The 25,259-nt window shown below is 41.6% G+C and carries 32 protein-coding genes; 19 read left to right on the plus strand and 13 right to left on the minus strand.

All coding sequences use genetic code 11. From position 1 onward, the window contains the following. The first annotated feature begins 160 nt into the window (after positions 1–160). The 5 genes from CRG89_RS02895 (at position 161) to CRG89_RS02915 (ending at position 4,900) form a co-directional block, all read left to right on the plus strand. Positions 161–919, plus strand: coding sequence for an ABC transporter permease (locus CRG89_RS02895; protein ID WP_103286857.1), 759 nt, complete (start codon positions 161–163; stop codon positions 917–919). A 328-nt stretch (positions 920–1,247) separates the two neighbouring features. Further along, on the plus strand, positions 1,248–1,706 hold the full coding sequence (locus tag CRG89_RS02900) for a restriction endonuclease (protein WP_158648680.1): 459 nt from the start codon (positions 1,248–1,250) through the stop codon (positions 1,704–1,706). A gap of 55 nt (positions 1,707–1,761) precedes the next feature. Then, positions 1,762–2,451, plus strand: coding sequence for a diphthine--ammonia ligase (locus CRG89_RS02905; RefSeq protein ID WP_158648681.1), 690 nt, complete (start codon positions 1,762–1,764; stop codon positions 2,449–2,451). 31 nt (positions 2,452–2,482) lie between these two features. Beyond that, complete coding sequence (locus CRG89_RS02910; protein ID WP_172437525.1) at positions 2,483–3,826, plus strand: signal recognition particle protein Srp54; 1,344 nt, start codon at positions 2,483–2,485, stop codon at positions 3,824–3,826. A 93-nt stretch (positions 3,827–3,919) separates the two neighbouring features. Then, a complete protein-coding gene (locus CRG89_RS02915) occupies positions 3,920–4,900 on the plus strand; it encodes a tRNA pseudouridine(55) synthase (protein ID WP_158648682.1) in 981 nt (326 codons plus the stop codon). Positions 4,901–4,955: 55 nt separating this feature from the next. On the opposite strand, the gene CRG89_RS02920 is transcribed toward CRG89_RS02915, so the two are convergent. The 3 genes from CRG89_RS02920 to CRG89_RS02930 form a co-directional block, all read right to left on the minus strand. After that, a complete protein-coding gene (locus tag CRG89_RS02920) occupies positions 4,956–5,291 on the minus strand; it encodes a hypothetical protein (RefSeq protein WP_103286861.1) in 336 nt (111 codons plus the stop codon). A 39-nt stretch (positions 5,292–5,330) separates the two neighbouring features. After that, on the minus strand, positions 5,331–5,639 hold the full coding sequence (locus CRG89_RS02925) for a hypothetical protein (RefSeq protein ID WP_103286862.1): 309 nt from the start codon (positions 5,637–5,639) through the stop codon (positions 5,331–5,333). Between the two features lie 76 nt (positions 5,640–5,715). After that, positions 5,716–5,991 (minus strand): sulfurtransferase TusA family protein, encoded by a 276-nt coding sequence (locus tag CRG89_RS02930; protein ID WP_103286863.1) that lies wholly within the window; start codon positions 5,989–5,991, stop codon positions 5,716–5,718. Positions 5,992–6,112: 121 nt separating this feature from the next. On the opposite strand from CRG89_RS02930, the gene CRG89_RS02935 reads away from it, so the two are divergent. Both CRG89_RS02935 and CRG89_RS02940 read left to right on the plus strand, forming a co-directional pair. Beyond that, positions 6,113–6,736 (plus strand): hypothetical protein, encoded by a 624-nt coding sequence (locus CRG89_RS02935; RefSeq protein WP_103286864.1) that lies wholly within the window; start codon positions 6,113–6,115, stop codon positions 6,734–6,736. A gap of 119 nt (positions 6,737–6,855) precedes the next feature. Then, complete coding sequence (locus CRG89_RS02940) at positions 6,856–7,272, plus strand: ASCH domain-containing protein (protein ID WP_103286865.1); 417 nt, start codon at positions 6,856–6,858, stop codon at positions 7,270–7,272. Positions 7,273–7,314: 42 nt separating this feature from the next. Here CRG89_RS02940 and CRG89_RS08620 read toward each other — a convergent pair whose 3' ends face one another. After that, positions 7,315–7,503 (minus strand): hypothetical protein, encoded by a 189-nt coding sequence (locus CRG89_RS08620; RefSeq protein WP_148695234.1) that lies wholly within the window; start codon positions 7,501–7,503, stop codon positions 7,315–7,317. Between the two features lie 141 nt (positions 7,504–7,644). Here CRG89_RS08620 and CRG89_RS02945 point away from each other — a divergent pair, with 141 nt between their 5' ends. Next, entirely contained in the window at positions 7,645–8,577 is a 933-nt protein-coding gene (locus CRG89_RS02945) for a formyltetrahydrofolate deformylase (protein WP_103286866.1), read from the plus strand. A gap of 15 nt (positions 8,578–8,592) precedes the next feature. On the opposite strand, the gene CRG89_RS02950 is transcribed toward CRG89_RS02945, so the two are convergent. Further along, positions 8,593–9,474 carry a mechanosensitive ion channel family protein gene (locus CRG89_RS02950; RefSeq protein ID WP_103286867.1) on the minus strand — a complete coding sequence of 294 codons (882 nt, stop codon included), beginning with the start codon at positions 9,472–9,474 and terminating at the stop codon, positions 8,593–8,595. Then, on the minus strand, positions 9,475–10,230 hold the full coding sequence (locus CRG89_RS02955; RefSeq protein ID WP_103286868.1) for a DUF432 domain-containing protein: 756 nt from the start codon (positions 10,228–10,230) through the stop codon (positions 9,475–9,477). A gap of 43 nt (positions 10,231–10,273) precedes the next feature. Here CRG89_RS02955 and CRG89_RS02960 point away from each other — a divergent pair, with 43 nt between their 5' ends. The 5 genes from CRG89_RS02960 to rpiA all read left to right on the plus strand — a co-directional run bounded on the left by CRG89_RS02960 (position 10,274) and on the right by rpiA (position 13,331). Next, positions 10,274–11,089 (plus strand): creatininase family protein, encoded by an 816-nt coding sequence (locus tag CRG89_RS02960; protein ID WP_103286869.1) that lies wholly within the window; start codon positions 10,274–10,276, stop codon positions 11,087–11,089. 2 nt (positions 11,090–11,091) lie between these two features. Next, positions 11,092–11,319, plus strand: a complete 228-nt coding sequence (locus tag CRG89_RS02965; protein ID WP_103286870.1) for an LSM domain-containing protein — start codon at positions 11,092–11,094, stop codon at positions 11,317–11,319. A 6-nt stretch (positions 11,320–11,325) separates the two neighbouring features. Further along, positions 11,326–11,463, plus strand: a complete 138-nt coding sequence (locus CRG89_RS02970) for a 50S ribosomal protein L37e (protein ID WP_103286871.1) — start codon at positions 11,326–11,328, stop codon at positions 11,461–11,463. 75 nt (positions 11,464–11,538) lie between these two features. Next, positions 11,539–12,597, plus strand: coding sequence for a hypothetical protein (locus tag CRG89_RS02975; RefSeq protein ID WP_103286872.1), 1,059 nt, complete (start codon positions 11,539–11,541; stop codon positions 12,595–12,597). A gap of 44 nt (positions 12,598–12,641) precedes the next feature. Then, on the plus strand, positions 12,642–13,331 hold the full coding sequence (gene rpiA / locus CRG89_RS02980) for a ribose 5-phosphate isomerase A (RefSeq protein ID WP_197706592.1): 690 nt from the start codon (positions 12,642–12,644) through the stop codon (positions 13,329–13,331). A gap of 1 nt (position 13,332) precedes the next feature. Here the strand turns inward: rpiA and CRG89_RS02985 are convergent, their stop codons facing one another. Beyond that, positions 13,333–14,754 (minus strand): dihydroorotase, encoded by a 1,422-nt coding sequence (locus CRG89_RS02985; protein WP_103286874.1) that lies wholly within the window; start codon positions 14,752–14,754, stop codon positions 13,333–13,335. Positions 14,755–14,815: 61 nt separating this feature from the next. Here CRG89_RS02985 and CRG89_RS02990 point away from each other — a divergent pair, with 61 nt between their 5' ends. From CRG89_RS02990 to CRG89_RS03000, 3 genes are all read left to right on the plus strand, one after another. Continuing rightward, a complete protein-coding gene (locus CRG89_RS02990; RefSeq protein ID WP_172437524.1) occupies positions 14,816–15,688 on the plus strand; it encodes an isocitrate lyase/PEP mutase family protein in 873 nt (290 codons plus the stop codon). Between the two features lie 111 nt (positions 15,689–15,799). Further along, a complete protein-coding gene (locus CRG89_RS02995; protein WP_158648683.1) occupies positions 15,800–17,173 on the plus strand; it encodes a methyl-accepting chemotaxis protein in 1,374 nt (457 codons plus the stop codon). A 36-nt stretch (positions 17,174–17,209) separates the two neighbouring features. Next, a complete protein-coding gene (locus CRG89_RS03000; protein WP_148695233.1) occupies positions 17,210–17,872 on the plus strand; it encodes an FAD-dependent oxidoreductase in 663 nt (220 codons plus the stop codon). A 19-nt stretch (positions 17,873–17,891) separates the two neighbouring features. On the opposite strand, the gene CRG89_RS03005 is transcribed toward CRG89_RS03000, so the two are convergent. Further along, on the minus strand, positions 17,892–18,494 hold the full coding sequence (locus tag CRG89_RS03005) for a hypothetical protein (protein ID WP_103286877.1): 603 nt from the start codon (positions 18,492–18,494) through the stop codon (positions 17,892–17,894). Between the two features lie 132 nt (positions 18,495–18,626). On the opposite strand from CRG89_RS03005, the gene CRG89_RS03010 reads away from it, so the two are divergent. Further along, the gene (locus CRG89_RS03010) at positions 18,627–20,636 is read left to right on the plus strand and encodes a threonine--tRNA ligase (protein ID WP_148695232.1); all 2,010 of its coding nucleotides are present in this window, start codon (positions 18,627–18,629) and stop codon (positions 20,634–20,636) included. Between the two features lie 28 nt (positions 20,637–20,664). On the opposite strand, the gene speB is transcribed toward CRG89_RS03010, so the two are convergent. The 5 genes from speB to CRG89_RS03035 all read right to left on the minus strand — a co-directional run bounded on the left by speB (position 20,665) and on the right by CRG89_RS03035 (position 24,693). After that, the gene (gene speB, locus CRG89_RS03015) at positions 20,665–21,636 is read right to left on the minus strand and encodes an agmatinase (protein ID WP_103286878.1); all 972 of its coding nucleotides are present in this window, start codon (positions 21,634–21,636) and stop codon (positions 20,665–20,667) included. A 44-nt stretch (positions 21,637–21,680) separates the two neighbouring features. Beyond that, positions 21,681–22,820: a homospermidine biosynthesis protein gene (locus tag CRG89_RS03020; RefSeq protein WP_103287889.1), complete on the minus strand. Its 1,140-nt coding sequence runs from the start codon at positions 22,818–22,820 to the stop codon at positions 21,681–21,683. Positions 22,821–23,032: 212 nt separating this feature from the next. Further along, positions 23,033–23,842, minus strand: a complete 810-nt coding sequence (locus CRG89_RS03025; protein ID WP_103286879.1) for a hypothetical protein — start codon at positions 23,840–23,842, stop codon at positions 23,033–23,035. Beyond that, a complete protein-coding gene (locus CRG89_RS03030; protein ID WP_103286880.1) occupies positions 23,839–24,066 on the minus strand; it encodes a hypothetical protein in 228 nt (75 codons plus the stop codon). The genes CRG89_RS03025 and CRG89_RS03030 overlap by 4 nt, the downstream gene beginning before the upstream one ends. A 33-nt stretch (positions 24,067–24,099) precedes the next feature. Next, positions 24,100–24,693, minus strand: coding sequence for a hypothetical protein (locus tag CRG89_RS03035; protein WP_148695231.1), 594 nt, complete (start codon positions 24,691–24,693; stop codon positions 24,100–24,102). 208 nt (positions 24,694–24,901) lie between these two features. Between CRG89_RS03035 and CRG89_RS08625 the strand changes: the two genes are divergently transcribed. Then, complete coding sequence (locus tag CRG89_RS08625) at positions 24,902–25,075, plus strand: hypothetical protein (RefSeq protein WP_158648684.1); 174 nt, start codon at positions 24,902–24,904, stop codon at positions 25,073–25,075. A gap of 28 nt (positions 25,076–25,103) precedes the next feature. Further along, on the plus strand, positions 25,104–25,256 hold the full coding sequence (locus CRG89_RS08915) for a hypothetical protein (protein WP_168174130.1): 153 nt from the start codon (positions 25,104–25,106) through the stop codon (positions 25,254–25,256). Positions 25,257–25,259: the final 3 nt, after the last annotated feature.

The following is a 25,259-nucleotide window of genomic DNA, read 5'->3' on the forward strand; positions in this document are numbered from 1 at the left end:
CAGTCAAATTTATTCAAGTTGATAAGATATAATTATTAACATAGAAAATCATACTATTATGCTGTAACAGCTAATACATCAATCTAATTATTACCATGTATTTAACTATACATCAATCATATATTATATATAGCAATTGTATATAAGCATATGATGTTGCTTGAAGCCAAGTGTTAGATCACTAATACTAAAGTTGGTATTCTACTCCTCTCTACTACTGGTATGGTATGTTATAGCGGGAGCAGATATACTCCCAGATTATGTACTCCCTTCCCCATTGGATGTTGCTAAAGAGTATGCATCGTCCAGTATGAGACTCTTAACTGCTCTAGCAACGAGTATGCAGAGGCTCTTCCTTGGTTTCATCTTATCCATACTTGCTGGTTTTGCGTTTGGTTATGCTATGGCTAGGAGTAAGGCATTATATGATACTGTAGGCTCTTTAGTTATAGCACTAGCCTCCCTACCAAGCATAGTATGGGTTCCAATAGGCATGATATGGTTTGGTTATAGTGAAGCGATGATAGTGTTCGTTATAGTTAGTAGTACGGTATTCGCATTTACGCTCTCAACCTACACCAGTATAAAGAACGTACCTCCAATATACATCAAGGCAGCAAGAAATATGGGTGCCAAAGGCATAAACATGCTTGCCTATGTTATAGTACCAGCAGCAACACCCAACCTACTCATAGGGATAAGGAATGCATGGTCATTCTCCTGGCGAGGTTTGATGAACGCTGAGGTTGTTAGTGGGTATCTAGGGCTAGGGTTTATGCTAGAGAGTGCAAGAGAGGTATTTAATATGGCACATGTGATTGCTGTAGTGCTCATAGTGATGGCTATAGGTCTGCTGGTAGATGCTATACTCTTCTCAAGGGTTGAGAGGTATGTTGAGCAGAGATGGGGATTACGCTAGATAGATAGATAGATAGGGATAAGAGCAATATAGATAGATATAAAGAAAGATAGATAGAAATAGGATAGCGCAGAGAGTATAATCATCCCTATGATGTGAAGGAAGAGCCGTCTGATATATGATGATACCAGTTCAATCTGAGGGGCATTACACCAAAGAAAAAATAAGGTGTATGATTATCCTATACTATTCTACCATAGAAGATTTTGTATGTAACAGGATTAACATACAAATATCTCATAGACAATACAATCTTATGCCCAGTATGTTCATACTAGGTATAATTCCATTCTCATATCTAGATCTACTTCAGACTCAGATTCAGATTATGCTTCTAATTCCCATAATACTTGCTATAATTATAGCGCTACTAGCAATAAGATATAGGGGGAGGAAGAGCAAGGAGAGGCTCAAGAGGCTCACGCTTGAGAGGTTGAAGAGTATGGATCCTAAAGAGTTTGAGCATGCAGTTGCAGATATGTTAAGGGCTATGGACTACAAGGATGTTAGGGTTGTAGGGGGCTCTGGTGATCTAGCAGTAGATATAACTGCAAAGCGTGGTAAGGATAAGGTTGTGATCCAGTGCAAGAGATATACAGGGAAGAAGGTTACAAGCCCTGAGTTGCAGATGTTCATAGGGATGATGCTTACAGAGTACAAGGCTACTAAGGGTATATACGTTACAACATCCTCATTCACACAGGATGCTGTAGAACTTGCTAGAAGGCATGGTATAGAGTTATGGGATGGCGATAGACTTGCCGAGGTTATATCTAGGCTAAGTTAATAATGATAGTGATAATTAGAATAATAATAATAATAGTAGTAGGATGGAGAGAGGCATGAGGGTGGGCATACTGTACTCAGGAGGCAAGGATAGTAACATTACAATGTACAAGGTATATCTACAAGGTTATGAGATAGCATGCCTTATAACCATTATACCAGCAAGTGATGAGAGCATGCTCTTCCATTACCCAAATGCAGCATACACATCAATACAGGCAGAGTGCTTACAACTACCTTTAATCTCTAGCACTAGTGATGGAGAGGCTTCGCTTGAGGAACTACTCATTAAGGCAAGGGAGAGGTTTGGTATAGATGGTGTTGTGAGTGGTGCAATAGCAAGTAGGTACCAGTATGAGAGGTTCACAAGCATAGCATCTAGGGTTGGGTTAAAGCATATAGCACCATGCTATGGAGAGGATCAGTACATGCATATGCAGGAGTTGCTTGCAAATAACTTCTCTGTCATGATAACATCTGTATCAGCCTATGGTCTTGATGCTAGCATGCTTGGAAGGGTTATAGATGCCAAACTACTCTCAAGGCTAAGGGATCTAAGCATAAAGTATGGCTTTAACCTATCGTTTGAGGGAGGCGAGGCAGAGACATTCGTACTTGATATGCCTCTATTCAGGAAGAGGATATCCGTTGATGGTTACAGGGTGCACTGGGATGGTGTTAGGGGGCATATAGAGTTCATGGATCTCAGCATTAAAGATAAACTAGTAACGCTATCATCTAGATAAGGTTAAAAGTAGTGCTATGTAAATAAGGTATATGGTGCTGGATAACCTAAAGCAAGGGTTAAGGGCAACGCTCAAGAAACTGGTAGGAGCATCTAGCATAGATGAGAACATTATAAAGGAACTTGCCAGAGATGTGCAGAGATCATTGTTACAGGCAGATGTTAATGTTAGGCTAGTACTTGAACTAACCAATAGACTTCAGGAGAGAGCATTGAAGGAGCAGCCTCCTCCAGGGCTCTCAAGGAAGGATCACATAGTGAAGATACTCTACGAAGAACTCTCAAGACTGCTTGGAGGAGGGGATGAGGTAGGTTTGGCATTGAGGAAGGATAAGAGCAACATCGTGTTGATGGTTGGCATAGAGGGTTCTGGCAAGACAAGTGCTACTGCAAAGCTTGCAAAATGGTTGCTTAAGCATGGCTATAGCGTTGGTGTTATAGGCACAGATACCTATAGACCTGCTGCACTTGAGCAGTTAAGAACTCTATGCAGGAGGATAAATGTTGAGGTTTATGGTGATGAGAAGAGCAAGGATCCAGTGCAGATAGCATTGAAAGGCATGGAGTACTTCACTGGTGCAAGGAAGAAGGATGTGATACTCATAGATACTGCTGGAAGGCATAAGGAGGAGAAGGGCTTGCTTGAGGAGATGAGGCTCATGTACAATGCTGTAAGGCCAGATCTTGTACTCCTTGTTATAGATGGAACGATAGGGCAGCAGGCATATGCTCAAGCAGATGCATTCCACAAGAATGTACCAGTAGGGGGCATAATAGTAACGAAGTTGGATGGTTCAGCAAAGGGAGGAGGAGCACTATCAGCAACTGCAGCAACTGGTGCAAGGATAATGTTCATATCTACTGGCGAGAGGATAGATGATCTTGAGCAGTTCTCCCCAACAAGGTTCGTTGGAAGGCTGCTAGGCATGGGCGATATCAAAGCATTGCTTGAGATGGCTAAGCAGTTGGAGCAGGAGGCAGATGAGGTCAAGATAAGGAGGATAATGAGTGGGAAGATGACCATAGAGGACTTTTACTACCAGATAGAGCAGGTTGGGAAGATGGGCTCATTGAGGGCATTGTTCGAGCATATACCTGGGGTAGCAGGGATGGTTAGGGATGAGGATGTTGATGTTATGGAGGAGAAGATGAACAGATGGCGTTACATGATCCAATCCATGAGCAAGGAGGAGAGGGCAAATCCTGATATCATAAATGCATCAAGGATAAGGAGGATAGCAAGGGGTTCAGGTACAAGCGAGAGGGATGTGAAGGAGATGCTTACCCAATACAAGAGATCGAAGGATATGATGAAGGCAATGAAGGGTAGGCAGATGATGGGCTTCCTTAAGAGGTTAGGCTTTGGGAAGGAGTAGGATAGATAAGTTCTGCTCTCATCTAGTTTGATTGGTTATTATATACTTCTTTTGTTAAGTATCAACGTTATGTTGCTATGCAATCGTTGCATAATGAGGCAGGGTCTGAGTACAAGTAGTGGTATAGATGTAAGCGATGATGGATGCTATATATGCCATGGGCTCATGTTAAGGTTGAACGATGTGTTCATGCTTGTTGAGGATGCATTGAAAGATTACGAGTTCAGATCATTTCTTATAGGTGCAACATTGCCCCAGGATATGCTTGAGAGGGAGGATGAGATCAGAGCAAGGCTGAAGGTCAAGGGGACGGAGAGTATAAAGAGCAATATAACAAGGGAACTTGGCATGATGCTATCAAGCAAGGGTTACAGGGTAGACTATGAGAGGCCAGATGTAGATATACATGTTGATCTCATAAGCATGAAGGTTAACGTTAAGGCAAGGCCGATATACCTACTTGCTAGATATAGGAAGAGCATAAGAGGATTGAAGCAGAAGGGTTATGAGAATAGCATAGAGAGCATTGTTAGGGATTGGGTAATCAGAGAGTTCAATGCTAGGGATGCAAGGTTCCTCTGGGTTGGGGGAGAGGATAAGGATAGCCTTGTTGATGGTGAAGGGAGACCATTCTTCATAAAGGTTGTGGATGCAAGGAAGAGATCTGGCTATGCTAATAAGTTAAGTAGCGATGGCATAGATGTTACCATAGTTAGAGAGGTTGATTGCTTCCCAAGGCAGATAAGGTTCATGAGTATGTTAAGGCTATACCTTGAATCTGAATCTGAACAGAGCATAATGGATAGGGTGAGAGAGGTCATCTCTAGAGCAAGTATAGATGTAAGGTTCATAGAGGATGGTGGTAAGTATGTGGTTAAGAGGATTCATGCCATGTATGCAAGGGAAGGTGTTGAAGCAGGGATGGTTGAGGTTGATATCCTTGTTGATGGTGGATTTACTGTTAGGCGATTTGCTGAAGGGTTTGGTGTTGAGCCTAGCATGTATGATCTCTTCGGTAGCGTAAGGCTAAGATATTTTGATGTACTCGATGTTAGGATGGTTGGTGCTGATTGATCAACCATTATTATTGTTTACTACAATTATTATTATAGTTGTTAACTTGCTATCACTAAAGGCTTACTATACCCTCACCATACTCAACCTCTTTATGCTCCTGTATTATACTTGCTCTTATCCTTACCCTTTGCACATCCTTGCCCTCTATTATGGCCTTGATGATCAGCATACCATTACTCTTCTCTACCTCATCCTTGCTTATGAATAGCCTATACATGTTCATCTGTTTACCATTCACCTCCGTGAACCTTACCATACCTTTAGCATCATATACATGTGTATTAACCTGCAAACCATCATACCTCATTGCATAGTCCATCACCCTTATCCTTATGATGAGGGTATTGTTATCTTTAACTTCTACATCATCTATCCTTACTGCATCCATAACACTCAACAATCTCCAGCATGTAATAAACATTCACTCCTATTCGTTCATCACATAGTAGTCATAGCGCTTCTCAACATCCTTGTTCCTCCCATGAATCACCTGCTCAACCTCATGCTTAAGCATCCCATCAACAAACTCCTTGAGATCATCGAAGCTATCAAGTCCTCTAAACATATCAAGCATCTGTATATAAGCAAGCATGAACTCAGCAACCTTCCTCCTGTACTCTTCCCTACTTGGTCTCCTCTTCCTACTCAGCCTAAAGTAGCAGTTTGCATTAGGTACACCAAAGTTCTTTGCTAAACCTTCTATCATAAGTTCCAACTCAAAGTACCTATCATGCATTCATTAGATTATAGGTAGGTACTATATTATATTTGATCTCAAATGTGATATTAGTTCATGTTACTATGATAGGTTATCACTTCCTTATCCTAACATGCCATAGCCCTGTATCTACCTTTATAACAGCATACTCCAAACCTCTCCTCTCACACACCTTTGGTATAGAATCCATGGCAGACTCTTCACTATCAGTTACAACCTCTAGAACCTCACCCTTGTTGATTGTGCTTAGAGCCTTGACAGCCTCGAATGATGGGTATGGGCATGACATGCCCCTAGTATCTATCCTCTTTGCTATACTTGCATCTAGGAGTGAAGGTTGTTCTTCACTACTCTTCAAGAGAACTTGCATGGTTAACCTTTAGGCATAATGGTATATAAACTATACTTGTAGGTGTATATTAGTATAGAAGAATTGTTATGTAATACAGGTTACATAGAGGTTTATATAGTTGCAGTGATATATACTAGTGATGAAGTCTATACCATATATAGGAATACTAACAATTGCTATAGTGCTCGTACTTGGAGCAGTACTAACATCAGAGGTGTATGCACAAGGAGGAGGACAAGGAGGCGGATCAACAAGTGAAGCAAAGGTTAGGGCAATACAGGATGGTAAGGTACTTGGCACAGATCCTGGAGAAGAGGGTGTAGTTGGGAAGGATATAGATTGTGTTGGTGGTGTAGATTCAACTACAGCAAACGACTTCCACTGCTTCCTTGTACCAGAGGGTATTGGGATAGGTACCATAGATTGGCCTAGTCTGATTGATGGAGGATCACTTCCATCAGGAGTAAAGATGCTCTCTAGCACTACTCCAATGTCATGCGATGGACTGCCTGGAGGACTGCATACTAATCAAACATGCTTCTCAGTAACATTTCCAGCATCTGACTTTAATGTAGGAGAGTGGCATTTCGTTGCTGTATTCACAGAAGATGATAATGTTATAAATCTGGCAGGAATAGACTATAGAGTAAATTCATTCATGGTAGTCCCAGAGTTACTGTTTGGTAGTATAGGCTTAGCAGGCTCAATGCTAGGAACATTCTATCTCTACAGAAGAAGGAGTACAAAGGTAAAGGAGCAGTAGTTGCAGCAGTAATAAATCCACTTTATTTAATAACAATAGTAGTAGGCAGTTCTAATCTTATTTTTACTTGTGTTTATCATCTCTACATAACTTAAACTTATAACCTATGCTGGGCAAGGATGCTTATGCTGCTATTCAACAGATGCCTTGTAGAACCTATATTGACAGGAAGGAAGGTTGAGACTAGAAGGGTATGGAAGCGTTGTCTAGTGAAGCCAAACAGGGTATACACTGCTAGTACTGATTACAGCAGGGATGGTATATTTGCTCGCCTCTACATCAAGTATGTGAAGAGGCAGAGGTTGGGGGAGATGAGTGATGAGGATGCTATGTTAGAGGGGTTCTCCTCCCTAGAGGAGTTCAAGAATGTATGGGTAGGATGTTATGGCATAGATTCATGGGATCCTATGCTCGAGGTCTATGTTATAGGCTTCAAGGTAGTTGATGCTACTACTGCTACTATTACCCACCCTGAATGTTGCTGTAGAGCAGAATCACCACATAGCTTAATGTCACCACTACCATCACAAGCATGATATGGTAGTAGATGCCTGCTTACCTATGCCTAAACCAGCCAATCAATTATTATCTTCTTTATGCTTACCCTTACCATCTCTGTCATTGACCGCTACACACTTGTGAACATGGAAGTGCTCTATGCAGAAGTCCCTATTGCATTCATAACAGTGCCACTTACCAATGGTGAAGCATGTACTGCATACAGCAACTGGTTTATTGTAATCTAGATAACGTGGTTTACTCTTCATCCTTTACCTTTAACCTCACACAGAAGGGTTATCTGCGATAACCCTGTTACCTCTACTCATACCATCATCATTACTCTCGTTACTCAACAGATCATCTACCCATAACATATATTTAAATATTGATGTGTAAGCGTTAGTAACATGCAGAGAGAGGGGAAGATAATAGGAGAGATAACAGTTATAGGTCCAGACAGGAAGGGTATAGTTGCTAAAGTTACAAACTACATATTCGAGAACCAAGGCAATATAGAGAAGATAAGCCAGAATGTTGTGAGAGGATTGTTTGGTATGCAGTTGGAGGCATCCTTCAATGGCATAGATAAGGATAGGTTCACAAAAGGGCTTAAAAGGTTATGCAGGAGCCTAGGCATGGATATCAAGGTACACTTCGATGAGCCCGATAGGTTGAAGAACATGGCTATACTTGTAAGCAAGGAGCCCCACTGCCTTGAGGCTATACTCAACGCTAGGGAGAAGGGGGAGTTGAGAGTCAACATACCCCTCATAGTTGGTACAGAGAATACTCTAAAACCTATAGCAAGCAGGTACAACATACCATTCTACCATGTTAACCATAAGGATCAGGCAAGTGCAGAGACTAGAATTCTCAAACTATTAGATAAATACAACATAGACCTTATAGTCCTTGCTAGATACATGCGTATATTAACACCAAACTTCGTATGGCGTTACCCCAACAGGATAATAAATATACACCCTTCTCTACTCCCTGCATTCCCTGGTGCATATGCCTACCTTCAGGCACATGAGAGGGGTACACAGATAATAGGATGTACAGCACACTTCGTTACTGAGGAGTTGGATGCTGGACCAATAATATGGCAGGAAGCGTTTAGGATAAGGAATGGTGAGAGCCTTGAGAGCATAAAGAGGAGAGGGCAGAGTTTAGAGGCTAAAGCATTACTCAAAGCAATCAAGTTGTACATAGAGGGCAGGTTAGAGGTGTACTGGGGCAAGGTCTACATCAAGAGTAGTAGCAATAGGAGTATTAGCAAAAGTGTTGATATTGGTGATGCTAAAAGCAATAAGGATGATAAGGGTAATAACACTTAAGATGATTATCTGGAGTTACTCATTAAGAGATGGTAACCTTAACCTACCTTCCTTCTCCTTATCCTCTTCCTCCTTGTACTTGCCCTTATCCCCAAACCATACTGTAACCTGCTGGAATGGTATCTCTATACCATTTGCATCTAGAGCCTCCTTTATCCTCTTCACAAGTTCACCTCTAACATTGAAGAACTCCTGTGTTGGAACCCAACACCAGACATTTATGTTAACACCTGAACTCCCCAACTCCCAGACCATGATCCTAGGCTCTGGCAGTACAAGTATCCTAGGATCCTCATCCACAATCTTCCTTATAACCTCAATAGCCTTGCTCATATCCTCCTTATATGCTATACTTACTGTAACCTCAACCCTCCTTGCAACGTTCCTCCCAAAGTTCCTTACCTGAGATGTGAATATCTTCTCATTTGGTATCCTAACATATACACCATCGAATCTCCTTAGCACTACTGAGAATGCTGTTATATCTGTAACAACACCAGCAACATTCATCTCAGCAACCTCTATAGCATCACCTATCCTGAATGCTCTATCTATCTGCATGAAGAGCCCAGAGAAGAGGTTTGCTACAGTTGATTGTACAGCAAACCCAATTATTATACCTGCTATACCTCCAGCAAGTAGAACACCTGTCAACTCTACTCCTAGATTGCCTATTGCTGATAGTACTGATATACCAACTATTATCCAGAATACTGCCCTGCTTGCCAAAGGTGCTGCCTGAGGGGCATACTTTGTAAGGAAGTAGGATACAGGTATCCTAACAAGCCTTGCTACAACAACACCAACAGCAACTATCGCTATTGAGATTAGTACCTTGAGTAGTTCTATCTTAGTCCCAAGGATCTCTATTGTACCTAGTGCTATCTCACCAACCATCTAGAACCCCAACTCCATCGTGTAACTCCTAGCAACTATTGTAGGGTTAACATTGGTCTTCCTCCACCCTGATTCGCTGCCCTCCTCAACCTTAACCTCTACAACCTCATTACGTATACCCTGCTTTATTACAGCATTTACGGTATCAAGCATAGCTTCACTTCCATAGTAGTAGAGATCTATACCTTCTATAGGTATTACAAGCATGTTAACAGTAACTACCCTATCAAGGTAGTTATGCAAGCGCACATGTGCTACTGCCTCTGCTAATGGTTCTGCCTTGGGCATCTTAAAGTATACAGTAGACTCTCTATACCTGCATATAACACCATTATCTGGCATGCCATACAATGCATACTTGATGAGTTTTGTTGCAAATACATCTATCATTGTTGCTCTCCCATCATACATCTCAAATATACCAACCTCCACTGGCATCTTTATGTAGCATTCCAGCGAGGATTTTGTATCCATAACCAATGGATCCTTGAACTTGAGTAGTAGATGCTTAGCATAGTTTGCTGGTTGAGGTGTGTACACTGCCACAACAGGATATATGCATAGATGGAGTGAATCAGATACACTTGTATCTATGAACTTGCTTGAAACTCTCTTATCCCCCTCATACCTCTCATAAACATACTTGCCATGCTCAACACGCTTTATGCTTAGCATTATCTTATCTGTTAACCTACCCTTCCACTCCTCTTCCTCTATAATGTAATCTCCATACGCTACTCCCTCTCTTTGAAGCACAGATCATACAACCATATATAATAACATAAAGGTTACTACCTGTATGAATGCAGCATATGCAAGGGATGAGGAGGTAAGGGATGCTATTAGGAATGATGCAAGGATCAAGGCTATACTCCCAATAGGCTCCCTTGAGCAGCATGGTAAGCATCTACCATTGGGGACAGACTCTATCATAGCAGAGCATATAGCAGCAAGGGTTGCTGAGAGGATTAATGCTATGCTCCTACCATGCATAGGCTATGGAATATCCTATGAGCATGAACCACTCTTTAACGTTAGTATAAGTGCACAGACCCTCTGCATGCTTGTAGAGGATTTATGCAGATCACTAGCAGAGAATGGTGTAAGGAGGATCATCATACTCAATGCACACTATGGGAATGAGCATGCACTACTCTCATGTGTGAAGGAGTTAGCAAAGAAGTACAAGGATAAAGGCATGTTGATATGCAGCATAACATACTCACTCTTCCTTGAGGAGCCTGATCATGCTGGGGAGAGTGAGACATCTCTCATGCTTGCAATAAGACCAGATCTTGTAAGGATGGATATGTTGGGCAAGGAGGATGAGGTAAGGCAGAAAGGCTATAGAGATAAGGGCAGAGATAGCAAGTCCAATGACATAATCCTCTCAAGGATAACACTTCTTCCAGGTTCTATAGCAGGTATAGCAAGGGATGGTATTATAGGCGATCCTATGATGGCAAGCAAGGACAAGGGTAATGCTCTGCTAGAGGAGATATCTAGCAAGGTAATCAAGATGATAGAGGAGGTAGAGCATGCTTATGAGCAGATGAGTAAACAGGATAAGGATAGAGATGATTTATATATGCAATCAACAAAGGATGAGCGATAGATATGTCGGTTGATATGGCAGTCAAGGTATTGGATGAGAGTGTTGGAGGTGTAGTGCTTATAAAGATGAAGGGAGGGAAGGTGATAAGAGGTACACTGCTAGGCTATGACCAGCATATGAACCTGCTCCTATCAAAGTCTGAAGAGATACTTGATGATGGCAAGGCAGTAGAACTAGGAACCATAGTTGTTAGAGGAGATAATGTAGTACTCATATCCCCACCAAAGTGATGAGTGATGAAGGGCACCCCCTCGATGGGGAAGCATAATAAGGGAAGGGTGCATGTAAGGTGCAGGAGATGTGGCAATAACTCATTCCATGTGAGGAAGAAGCGCTGCTCAAGCTGTGGCTTCCCAGATAGCAAGTGGAGGTAGGGAAGAAGGTAAGACAGTGTAGTAGAAGAAGAGGTAAATGAATAATAGGAAGAGGATGATGATGGAGAAGTAGGAATGATAGAAGCGCTTATTGCTGCTGCACTGGCTGGAGCAGTAACAACCCTCGTTAGAGCAAGGAGGAGGAACAGGGGCATAGATGGTAAGGATGAAGTTTATGATGGTTCAACCCCATCCATTGATGTAGGTGCAGCAAATAGCATTACGCAAGGCTATGTAGAGGATGGTAAGAAGAGTAGGATGATGGTGCATAAGGGTATAGAGCATAGGATAAGGAGTATGGCAGATATCAGGCTCAAGAAGTACTTGAATGATGGTAGGATAAGTGAGGATGAGTATAGGGAACTCACTAGCTATGGTTATGCTAGTAGTAATAGTAGTAATGCAGATGTAAATGGTGGTGATGCTTATGTTCATACTGGATATGGTATAGATCATATGCATGATGAGAGTAGTAGTAGGAGTAGTAAGAGCAGGAAGAAGATAGAGAGCGATAGTATGATGATGCAGGAGATACTACTAAGGCTTGATAGGCTAAATTCCAGACTTGATTCACTAGAGGGTAAGGTAGATGCGAATAAGATAGGCAGTCAATACATCACACCCCCTTCTACCCTTCCTACTACTACTATGATGCTTGCTCAAGTTCAGGATCAAGTTCATGCATACAATCATGATAGTAGGAAGAGGAGTTCTAGAGTGCAGAGGAGAGGAAGAGCATCACGAAAAAGGATGGCTAATGATGGTGGGAGTGTTAGGATGGTGAAGTCTATTGAGAAAGGGGATGAAGGTAGAGAGGATAAGAAGGATGCTGATGATGAAGGGTTAGAGGTTATGGCTATAGATGCTAACAGCATTCCAGATTCTATTACCAAGACTAGCATGATGGAGAAGAAGGAGGAGATGGGGAGTATATCTTATGAACAGTGGCATAAGATGGGGTATGACGATAGTAGAAGGGATGATAATAACACTACCAATACCAATAATAACAATAGCATTGATAATACAATAATTGCTGGAAGCAGTAATTATGATAGCAGTAATAATGATGAATTGGAGAGTATAAAGAAGCAGATAATGGATGCATTGGAGAGATTGGAGAAGGATGCATGAATAACAAAAATAAAATATGTAATAGATAACACTACCTGCAAGGTATGAACACCATAACCATGACTAGGATGCTTGAATCTGCAGTATATGAGCATGTAAGGAATGGTATGATAATAGGTCTTGGCTCTGGTAGAACAGTTGCAGCACTTCTAGATGTACTTGCAAGGATGAGTAGAAGTATGAGCATAGATATGGCAAGTATAAGGTTCATACCAACATCGCTCCAGATAAAGATGAAGGCTGAGGAACTTAAGATGAGTATAGGGGATGAATCGCTCATCCCTTCTGTTGATCTTGTATTCGATGGTGCAGATCAGATAGATGCTAACCTCGTTATGATAAAAGGTGGAGGAGGTGCACTGCTTAGGGAGAAGGTGCTCATGTATGCAGCAAAGAAGGTTGTGATACTTGCAGATGAGAGCAAGTACGTTGATAAGCTAACATTGCCCATACCCATAGAGGTTGTACCATATGCACGGGTATACGTTAGCAGTATGCTAAGAAGCATATCTGCAGAACCTAGTGTTAGAGTCAATGATAGAGGCTATCCTGTCATGACTGAGAATGGGAATATAATAATAGACACTGCATTTAGTAGCATAGAAGATCCCTATAGCCTTGAGCATAGGCTGAAGTGTATACCAGGAGTTGTTGAGGTTGGGTTATTCAGCAAGGTTGCAGATTTATACTATAAGGCAAGGGAAGATGGAGGGTTCGATGTTATAGGTAGATGATTCATCGAGAAGGTCTCCTTGCAATATACCTTCCATAACCCTTCTCCCCTACAATCATACCATCCTCCATAACAACCCTGCCTCTAACTATTGTGTATATTGGCCAACCTCTCAGCACTAACCCATCATATATAGTGTAATCAGAGTAAGAGCATAGCAACTCTGGACTTACCCTCTTCTCCCTATCAAGATCTACAAGCACTATATCTGCATCATTACCAACTGCTATAGAGCCTTTACCTTCAAGCCCAAATATCCTTGCTGCGTTAAGGCTTGTTAGTTCCACAAGCCTCTCAAGGGTTATCCTGCCCTTGTTAACACCCTCGCTAAGCATAACAGGAAGTATTGTTGCTATGCCAGGGAAACCTGCAAGGGCTGACCATACGCCATCATTATTATTATTGCTACCACCCAACTTCATATCAAGCCTGTTTGCAACATGATCACTCCCTATGCAGTCTATCAAGCCATTACTTATCGCATCCCATACCATTGCAACATCATCCTTACTCCTCAATGGGGGTACAACCTTACCTCTAAGGTCAAAGGAATGAGTATGTGTTAAGTAATGGGGGCATGTCTCAACATACACCTTGCTTGAAGAACCCTTCCTTCCTTTATATTCTGCAAGCACATGAAGAGCCTTGGATGAGCCAACATGTACTATGTAGAGGCTTGCGCCATACCTCTCTGCTATATCTGTAACATAGGCTATTGCCTTCTCTTCAGCCTCTGCTGGTCTAGCATCACTCCATGCTTTAAGCCCATTCAATCCCTGCTCCTTAACCCTCTTCATCTCCCTAGAGCATATCTCAGGATCCTCAGCATGTACGAGTGTTATGCATGAGAGCATTGCTGCTCTTGCTATTGCAGCCTCAACCATCTCTTGCGTAGTATCAACCATACCATGCACTAGAGTATTTGAGTAAGGATCTATATCCATGTATATACCTCCAATATCTCCCCTTAGGTTCATGTACAACTTGAATGATGTTATTCCTTTGCTAACACAGAACCCCATCTCATCAAGATGTTCATCAAGCAGTATAGATGCATGGTAAGCATAATCAACTAGGTGTGAACCCTTGCTAGCCTCTAGATGCATATCCAGCTTTGCCCTATAGGATGAGTAGAGCCTTAGCATACGCATCATAGTTGTTACACCTCCAACAGCAGCAGATCTAGACTCCGTCTCTGCAGCCTTGTCTATTGGTGTGAACACACCATAGTGTACGTGTGGATCTATTGCACCAGGTATTGCATATAGTCCTGGCTTAGATGCATCTATGCTTACATCTGCATCAACCCTATCCCTGGTTAGGCCCTTAACCTTGCCATCATCAACGACTATGCTAGCATCAACCACCCCTACTGCTGGGATAACAACTCTAGCATCCCTTATCAGCATATCAGCAACAGTCATGTTCTCCCCTCAACCATCACCTACATTAAAGATATTTATTTATGCAACGCTTAGGAAGGGCATGCTCCTATCGAAGATAAAGGAAGGGGAGGCTGTTGTTGTACCAGGTGTGTACGATGCTCTAAGTGCAAAGATAGCAGAGCAGGTTGGGTTCGATGCTGTATTCCAGTCAGGGTATAGTGTTGCTGCAAGCATGCTAGGCATGCCAGACTATGGGTTGCTAAATGCAAACGAGGTTATAGAGCAGGCTAGAAGGATAGCATCATCGGTCTCAATACCCCTCATAGTCGATATAGATACTGGGTATGGGAATGCTTTGAACGTTAGGAGGGTTGTTCAAGAACTTGAGAGAGCAGGGGCAAAGGGTATATTCCTTGAGGATCAGGTATGGCCTAAGCGTTGTGGGCATATGCAAGGCAAGCAGGTTATAGCGGTTGAGGAGTACATGCAGAAGCTCTATGCTGCTCTAGATGCAAGGAGTAGCAAGGAGTTCATTGTAGTTGCTAGGACCGATGCATTAGAGCCATTGGGTTTGGATGAGGCTATAGATAGGGCAAACAGGTATGCTAAAGCAGGGGCAGATGTAGTCTTTGTTGAAGCACCTCGTAGTGTTGAGGAGATGAGGAGGATATGCAGAGAGGTTAAGGCTCCATTGGTAGCAAACATGATAGAGGGAGGGAGGACACCACTGCTCAGCATAAATGAGTTGAAGTCTCTAGGTTATAGGTTCATACTATTCCCCCTTACAGCAGTGCTATCAGCAGCATATGCAATCAAGGAGATACTCTCACTCCTCAAGGCTGATGGACTCGTTGCTATGATCAATGGCAACGATATAGAGAGAAGGATGTTCATATTCGATGAGTTCAACAAGCTTATAGGGCTTGACTATCTGAAGAGCATAGAGGCTAGATATGCTAGACCAGCATCGTAGAAATGTTATTTTTAATTTATAACCAATTATAAAATATAAAGATAGTTGTTTATGTATGTATAATAGATGATTAACTTAACCATAAATCATGGAATGCTTTACATCTATGATATGATACAGGCAAGTAGGCTTGATGTGGATGATGATGGTATTACTATACTCAATGAGATAACTATTAGCATAGATAAACTAAGCAAGAATGTAGATAAGAACAAGTTATACTTGGATGAAATGTTTGCAATAGTTGATGAGTATGCAAAGGGTATGGCAAATATCTCAACTGCAGTAAGCACGATAACAAATAGTATACAGAACATATCGGTTGCACTATCAGATACAAGCAATATAACAAATAACCTTGCAAAGAGAAGTGCAGAATCTGCAGATCATGCAAGGCAAGTACTTGTTGAGATCACAAAGATAAATGATGTTGTTAGATCATTCAATAGCATAAACATGAAGGTAAGGGAAGAGTTCAAGGCAATAAACAACATAGTCAAGTTCATAGATAAGGTAGCTGATAGAACCAATCTACTTGCACTTAATGCTGCTATAGAAGCAGCAAGAGCAGGAGAAGCAGGAAGAGGGTTTGCTGTTGTTGCTGAAGAGGTTAGAGCATTAGCAATAGATACAAGCAAGAATGCAAATGAGATAGCAAAGATGATAGCGAATATCTCAAACCTTGTCGATGCTTTAAGTAAGAGCATAGGTGAGAATATTGATGCATTGAACAGTACAGTAAGGAAAGTTACTGATATACTAAATACATTACAATCGATGGCTGAAGGGGTGAAGAGTATAGATGAGAATATAAGGCAGATAGCAGTATCATCGCAGGAGGTTGCAGCAGGAAGTGAAGAGTTGACAGCAACTACAGAGCAGTTGAAGAGTTCTACTGATGCAAATATGAAACATGTTAATAATATCAGTACATCGCTAAATGATATGATTAGTACTATCCATAACATGAGCAAGATAACAAGTAAGTTGAAGCAGATAGTAGATGTATTCTCATGCATAGCAGATGCCTCTATAGTATCAATGACAGATATTGAAGGTGACATAAACTATGTGAACAAGAAGTTCCTAAATGTAAGCAAGTATAGCAGGGATGAACTCTATGGTCAGAACCACAGGATACTCAAATCTGGCTTCCATGATAGCAGTTTATTTGAGAGCATGTGGAGAACTATAAGCAATGGAGGTACGTTCATAGGCTATGTAAGGAATAGAGCAAAGAATGGTAGCATATACTGGGTTAAGGCTGTTATAAAACCAACATACAATAGCAATGGCAAGATAGATGGGTATGTTGCTGTAAGGACACCTGTAACTGAACTCATGGTAAGCTTAGGTGTTGAGGATGCTATAAGGTTGATTGCTCAAGGCAAGGCAAAGAAGGTTGATCCAAGGGTAAGAGAGTTGGTAGATGAGTTGAGGTATGGAAGGTACAAGATATACGATGACTATGCTAACGGTTACTGATCTATTGCATAGTAGCAAAGGCTAGAGATGAGATACATGTACAGGGCTAGGATACTTGGCAAGAGGTATGTTACAAGTGCAAGGGATGTTGTTGAGGTTAGAATAACAAAGTGCTTGAAGAGTTACATACCTGGGCAGTATATCAAGGTATACATAGACTGCAATGATGCAAAGAGGTTCAGGGAGATGAACCTAACCTCTATACCAGATGATGACCATCTATCATTTGCATTCAAGGTATCTAATAGCATATGGAAGAGGAGTATGATGATGCTGAAGCCTATGGATGAGGTTAGCGTTAATGGTCCATATGGGATATTTACACTCCCAGATGAACCATCAAGGATAGGTATGATAGCATTAGGGATAGGAGTAACACCATCTATAGCCATGATCAGATACTCTACCAAGGAGTGTAAGCATAAGATCTCGCTATTGCACATAAACAATGATAGAGATTGTGCACCATACATAGATGAACTTGAATCGCTAGTATGTAATAACTTCAGATTATTCGAACTATTCTCTTGCTCTCTAAAGGAGATAGGTGAATGGATCAAGGATGTGAGTAGGGAGGAGATGGTTGAGTACTGGTATGTATCTGGAGATCCTGTAAACGTTAGAGCAATAAGGCAGATGCTACTAAACTCTGGAGTAAAGAGCACTTGCATAAAGACTGAAGAGTTCACTGGTTATTGATTGCTGTCTCCTTACTTACTTACTCACCTATCCCAGCAAGCCTATCAACCGAGCTCAACTGCTCCCTTATCTGCTCCTCATCCTCTGAGCCATAGGTTATAAGTATCCTATCCCCATCCCTTATAACATACTTATCATACTGATCATTAAGCACTCCATTAACGTAGAACTTGAGAGTATTTGTACCATCGTTACAATATGATTTACCATCATCAAGCACAAAGCAGTCCTTGGTGAACTTCATCTTCATACTCTCGAATAGATAGCCTATATCTACATTTGCAGCATGTCTATGTATAATGTGCCCATTGTTGTTCTCAAAGTGTATGTATGGAGTTCTCATCTGGTACTTTTTCTGTGAAAAGTTAACTGGCTCCTTCCCATGTATGTACAACTTGAATACAGCATGTACATGCTCTCTCTCATCTATAGGTCCAAATGCTGCAGTCCTACTCCTCTCAGCCTCAGTACGCATGTAGTATGCATAGGATACAACTGCTGCTGTACCAACTATTGCTGCTATTGCTGCTATTGCTACGAACTTGTACATACTCTTCCTCCTTGTAATCTCTGCAGCCTTGTCCTTCTCCCTCTTGCCCTTCTCTTCCTTACCCTTATGCACAAGTTAGTAATCCATCAGGTATAATTTAAAGTTGTAGTGGTTACAAATGCTTGCTTCCTTATTGCCTGTGCTTGTATAGCCTGATCAACCCTTTTATTTAACCTATGATGATCTGGTATAGAGATAGATAGGATGAGGGTACTTGCATTGCACTCCAACTTCATAGAGTATGAACCTGTAGAGAAGGAGATAGATGCTGCAGAGGATGCAGAGAAGGGTAGAAAGGTTAGGTTAGATGATATACTTGTAGCATTCATAGCAGTTGAGAAGGGTGATGATGAGTCTATAGCAGAGAAGGTTAGCAATGAGATAAGAGCATGGCTGAAGCGTATAGGATGTGATAGAGTGCTACTCTACCCATATGCGCATCTGAGCAGTGATCTTGCTAGGGCGGGGGATGCATTAGCCATGCTAAGGAAGGTTGAGGCGATGCTTAACACAGATGGGGTATCTGTCTACAAGGCACCATTTGGATGGACCAAGGCATTCACCATAAGCATAAAGGGGCATCCACTTGCAGAGCACTCCATATCACTAGCCAAGATTGTACAGGAGCCTAGCAAGGGAAGTGTAGGTGTGAAGGCTAGCAGAGAGGCTACTCTCTCACAAGCACTGCAGAGGGAGGAGAGGCTAACATCGAGATGGTATATACTTGAGCCAGATGGTAGCAAGATACCGCTAGAGCATTATGATCTAAGCAGAACCCCAAGGCTTAAGATGCTTGCTGAGTATGAGGTTAAGAAGAGGAGGGAGGTGGATGAGGAGCCACCTCACGTTAGGCTTATGAAGAGGCTAGCAATAGCAGACCATGAGCCAGCATCAGATGCAGGGAACCTTAGGTTCTATCCCAAGGGTAGGCTCATAAAATCGCTTATAGAGCAGTATGTGACAAGGAAGGTTATAGAGTATGGGGCGGTTGAGGTTGAGACACCAATCATGTACGATGTTGAGCATCCAAGCCTTGCAAGCTACTTCAACAGGTTCCCTGCTAGGCAGTACATGATAGAGTCTGAGGGCAAGGAGTTCTTTCTACGCTTTGCAGCATGCTTTGGTCAGTTCTTGATGGCTAAAGACTTTACAATCTCCTATAAACATCTACCCCTCAAGATATACGAACTTACAAGGTACTCATTCAGGAGGGAGAAGAGTGGGGAACTTGTAGGGTTGAGAAGGTTAAGAGCATTTACCATGCCTGACTGCCATGCACTCTGCAGGGATGTTGAGCAGGCAAAGCAGGAGATGCTTAAGAGGTTAGAGTTGTCAAAGCAGGTTATAGAGGGTTTAGGGTTAAGCCTCATGGATGATGTTGAGGTAGCGATAAGGGTAACTTCAGACTTTTACAATGAGAATAGAGAGTTCATAGCAGAACTTGTGAGAAGGATAGGTAAGCCAGTACTCCTTGAGGAGTGGAGTGAGAGGTTCTTCTACTTCGTGCTGAAGTGGGAGTTCAACTTTGTAGACAACTTGGCAAAGGCATCAGCACTATCAACAGATCAGATAGATGTTGAGAATGGAGCAAGATATGGGATATACTTTGTTGATGAGGATGGGAGCAGGAAGAATCCAATAATACTACATAACTCCCCTAGTGGGGCTGTTGAAAGGGTGATGTATGCACTGCTGGAGAAGGCATACAGGATGCAGAAAGAGGGTAAGACACCAATGCTCCCCCTATGGTTATCTCCTACACAGGTTAGGCTTATACCAGTAAGTACAAGAGGTGCAGGTAAAGGTAAGGATGATGATAGTGGTGAAGGGGGCAGAAATGGTGAGAGTATGGGTGTTGGGGTAAGCAGCAATAATAGTAATAATGCAAGTTCAATAACCTACATGGATTATTGTAATAGCATAATGCATAGACTTGAACGTTCATCGATAAGGGTTGATATTGATGACAGGGATGAGAGTGTAGGCAAGAGGATAAGGGAGGCTGAGATGGAATGGATACCCTACATAGTTGTTGTGGGCGAGAAGGAGATTGCAAGCGATAGGCTGAGTGTTAGAGATAGAGCATCTGGCAAGGTTAGGGAGATGAGTGTAGAGGAACTTGAGTATGAGATAGCAAGTGCTGTGAAGGATAAGCCATACATTCCATTGAATATGCCAAGGTATCTAAGCATGAGGCCCCAGATCATGGTCTGATATAAACTAACTAACTAACTAACCTAGCCTATAAACTCCTAACGTACATGAGGATCATCTCAAGTATCATCTTTGCTGCAAGTACTGCTGTTATCCCATTATCGTATGGAGGGCATAACTCAACTACATCAAGGCAAGTGATCCTCTTATCCCTCTCTACAAGAGAGGTAAGTACCTCAAGTAGATGCAATGGATGCAGCCCAAATGGCTCTGGCGTACCAACTCCTGGAGCAAATGCCGGATCTATAGCATCTAGGTCTATGCTTATGTACAACCTATCATAACTTGATACTGTATCAGTAATCCTCCTCTTAACCTCACTACCTATTGTGTTGCTTGAACCAAATAGGATATCCCTTGCAGGTAGAACGTTCATCCTACTCCTAATAGCATAATCAATCTCCTCCCTACCGTATCCCCTAGCCCCTATATGCAGTACATTGCTCCCATCGTTACCATTATCCTCTACTATCCTGCGTAGATAGGTTGCATGATTCAATCTGCAGTCATTGAACTCATCCCTAAGATCAAAGTGTGCATCGAATACAACCAGCATGGTATCCTTCCCAATACTCTTCCTCTCACTTGCATAATCATCGTTTCTTGCAACTATCCTATCATTCATCATACCCGTATATGCCCCTAGAGTGAGTAGATGCTCGCCTCCAAGCACAGTTACCAGCGTTCCCTTGCTTCTAAGTTCACCCATTACCTTGCTAAGCATATCAACCATTGCATCTGGTTTTGTAGTACTCTTCAGATTGCCAAGATCAACTATATTAACATCCTCAAGCGTTATACCATCTTCATCATGCATTATGGAGTTGAACTCTATGTTTGCTAATGCCTCCCTTATAGCATCTGGCCCAAACCTTGTACCAGGTCTGTATGATGTTGTAGAGTCGAACGGTACACCAAGCATATAAACGCTAGTCTTGCTATCACCGCTTATGTTAAGTGCAACCCTTGACCTACTCATGTATAGATCTGTATAGCCCATTGGCAAGCATCAAGAATAATCCACATAAATACTTACACAATAAATTAATCGCTAGGCTTTACCTTCTCCTCATTAACTATATACATCTCATACATCTCCTTGAGCCTCTCATAGTACTCATTCAACTTAGAGTACAACCTCCTATGCCTCCTTGGCTCATGTCTTGCTATAGCGTAGAGGCAGAGTAGTGGGAATGTTATGCTTGCATCTCCATAAACAGTTACAATATTGACATGTGATGTCTTAACTTTGCCCCAGCTCTTCCCCTCCTGCAGGGTAGCACCAGATAAGCCACCACTATCAGGTCTAGCATCTGTCAACTGTATTATGTAATCTAACCCTCCATGGTTTAGATGCAATATCTGATCGAGTGCTGGACCAGTCTGCTGTGCTGTATTCTTTGGCACCCCTCCCCCAATCTCTAGTGCACCATTCCTCTTGGAGTTGTACACTATTGCTGCTTGCTCTATTATCTCCCTAACAGCATCTATAAGAACCCTCTTCCCTTTAAGCCTGAATGGTATTAGATCCAAGGCTAGAGAGGAGTCCTTGAATGTTGATATGTACACTGGCACATCATACTCATATGCACTTGCAATGAACGATCTATCTGGGCTCTTTGAATGATCCTTCACATACCTACCAAGCATATGTGATATCTCAGCAGTAGTTAGAATCAGAGTTTCATTATCACTGCTATAAGAAGTGAACATCTCCTGTATTATCTTATCCTGTGCCTGTAGAGTCTCATCCTCCTTTATGTACACATCATATATCCTGACTATGTTCTTCTTATGCAGTATATCATCATCAACATCATAATGGCCTTGCTTCACTGGTAGGTTCCATGCAAAGTGCGCATCATGGTATATGTTTGCCCCAGTAGATATTATCCAGTCCACAAAGCCATACTCTATCAACTCCTTTATTATGCCCCCATAGCCTATTGGTGTCATCGCTCCTGCAACTGTAAGGCATATGGTAGCATCATCATCTATCATCTTGTAGAAGAGCTTTGCTGCTTCTCCCAATCTTCTTGCATTGTAACCAGCAGATGCATATAGTTCTATCAACTGCTCAACACTCATATCCTTGCTTATCTTTGCATATGGGATATCTTTGCCAGTGAAGGAGTGCCTATTGCTATCATTACTACCATTGCTAGCCCAGTTAACCTTATGCATCCCTCCATCTATCATCCATTAATACATTAATTAAACTTGTTGTTTAGAGGATGAGAGGATTTGTGATTGATAGGGGTAAGAAGAATGGTGGTGGTAGTAGTAAAAGGGAGTTTAGATGGGAAGTAGGGAAGAGTGGTATTATTATAGTAGTAACAGCAGTAAGATGAAGAGTTGGGATAAAATGGATATAGATAAGCAAATAAAAATTAGGTTTATTCTTGAATCTTCACTGAACCTGCTATCTTTGCAAGTTCCTCTAGAGGTAAGCCTCCTCTTACAGTTATGCCAAGATTATACTCCTCATGCCAATATGTCACCATCCCAGCCTGCTTATCCTCTCCAGTGTATACCATGTATCCTTCAGCAACCGTACCATCATCGTATGTACATGTAACATTATCTGCATCATCAATGAGTGTATCATTAACAGTCTTGCCTTCAAACTCTGGACATCTTGCAATTCCTATCCCACTTATACCCATGAATGGCTCCCATCCTATTGCTCTATAACCATTGCTGAGTCTAACTTCTTGTATTGGTGCACGGATAGAATTCTTCCTCTGTTGGTACTCAGTTAATGCTTTATCAACTGCTTCATCATTCATGCCCTTTGGTACTGGTCCTTGTTTATCAGGTAAGTGTATGATGTATCCAAATCCACCATGTAAAGCATATAGAGCATCCTCACCAGTGCTATAGAGTATCCTACAATCACCCTTATTCCAATAGATGATCTTAACCCATCCATTTGGTGTATCAGGTCCATCTACAATGAAGTCCATTGCAATTGGCTTATATCCTTCTGGTATGTATGTTGGGAATGCAAGCTTGACCTCAAACGGATACCTTTCTTTTATCATATTCCTTACTACATTAGGGAGAACATCAACATCGCATACACTATACTCCTCCCAGATGTTCTTGATCCTAGGTTTATCATTTGCAGTAGAGTAACTGCTAAGCATCGCTACTGCAATACCAAGTACTATAACAGTTGCAAGTATGTACCTTGTAGAGTTCATGGCTCACCACCAGGATTCCAATTAACACTATCCATAACACAATCATCAGTAGTAGTGTATGTTGGTGGACCAGTACCAAACTTCCTTGCACCATCTAGAAAGTCTATTACCCATCCTGTACGATTGGAGTTGTTGTTATTGCTTAAGCACTTACTCTCTACTATCCATACACCTTTACTACTATCACCATTGAATGAAGCCCAACCCTTGATTAGAGCCATCATACCATAGTAACGCTAAATTATCGAATAGATTTTTTAGTGTATTCTGGTTTGCAGTGTAGTTTGAGAATGCTCTGCTAGTTGCTCCAGGAGTGCCAGTTGTAAAGTTGGTATTATCAAAGTACTATAGCAACGACCTTTTCTGAGGGAATAGCCTGTATTTGTATCTACAACAGAGCCTATCCAGCAGCAAGCGCTTGCTGCTGGATTGCATGTTGTGGATGTACTGCTAGTAGCCTTGCATGTTGATGCACTAACAGTAACAGAATTCTGTGTATAGGTATAGCCTGAGTATACGTAATGCACGCCTTGGTAAGATGTGTTAGATGGATCATGTACATATACCATCAGCCACCCTATTATGCTACCTGCATTTGTCTTATACCAGTTCATCCCTGCTCCTATAGTATGCTTCTTACCAGATACAGTATACACCATGTAATCCCTATGATCACTAGACACACTGTTTGTTATAGCAGGCTTGTAAGATGTGATTGTTCCACTAGAGCCATACTCATATTTGTTAGAATTAACTGCAGTGTATGTATCTGTTGCAGCGTATGCTAAAGGAAGCGCCAACACTATCACTGCTATTATATATGTCATACCTTTAATTATTCTTTGCTGCATTAAGTTATCAATATGAAGAAGTTATATAAAAAATCGGTAAAATCTATTTAATATCTAGGTTAATTGAACTATGCCAATATCATAGACACATACTACAATATCCCATCATCTTTCATACCATATGTCCTTTCCTTTATTGGTTGAGTAATGTAGAATGTATCTATAACTACTTACTAAAGTATTTCATACTGTAGGTTGTAGGACTGTCATGTCATACAGATGCAAGTGTGGGATCATGCTGGATAAGCCATGGATGGAGAGAGCGCATAGATGCATATATAGAGAGATGCAGAGAGAGTCTAGAAACTTCTGGAAGAAGTTCATGATTGTAGAGTGTATATTGATAACATTCGTAGTAATAGCATATCTACTTGGAATATGATGATAGTACAATGTAATGATTATATATTATGGATGGATGTAATATATCCATGCCTTTACATGGAAGAGTAAATAAGGAGATCTGTCCAATATGCTCTGAAGAAATGATAGAGTTGAAGGGAGGTAGATGCCTTCTTATGTGCCCAAATTGTGGTGCAAGGTTGGACTGCTCAGATCTATGAATT

It is taken from the genome of Candidatus Nitrosocaldus islandicus (assembly GCF_002906215.1).
Lineage (GTDB): Archaea > Thermoproteota > Nitrososphaeria > Nitrososphaerales > Nitrosocaldaceae > Nitrosocaldus > Nitrosocaldus cavascurensis.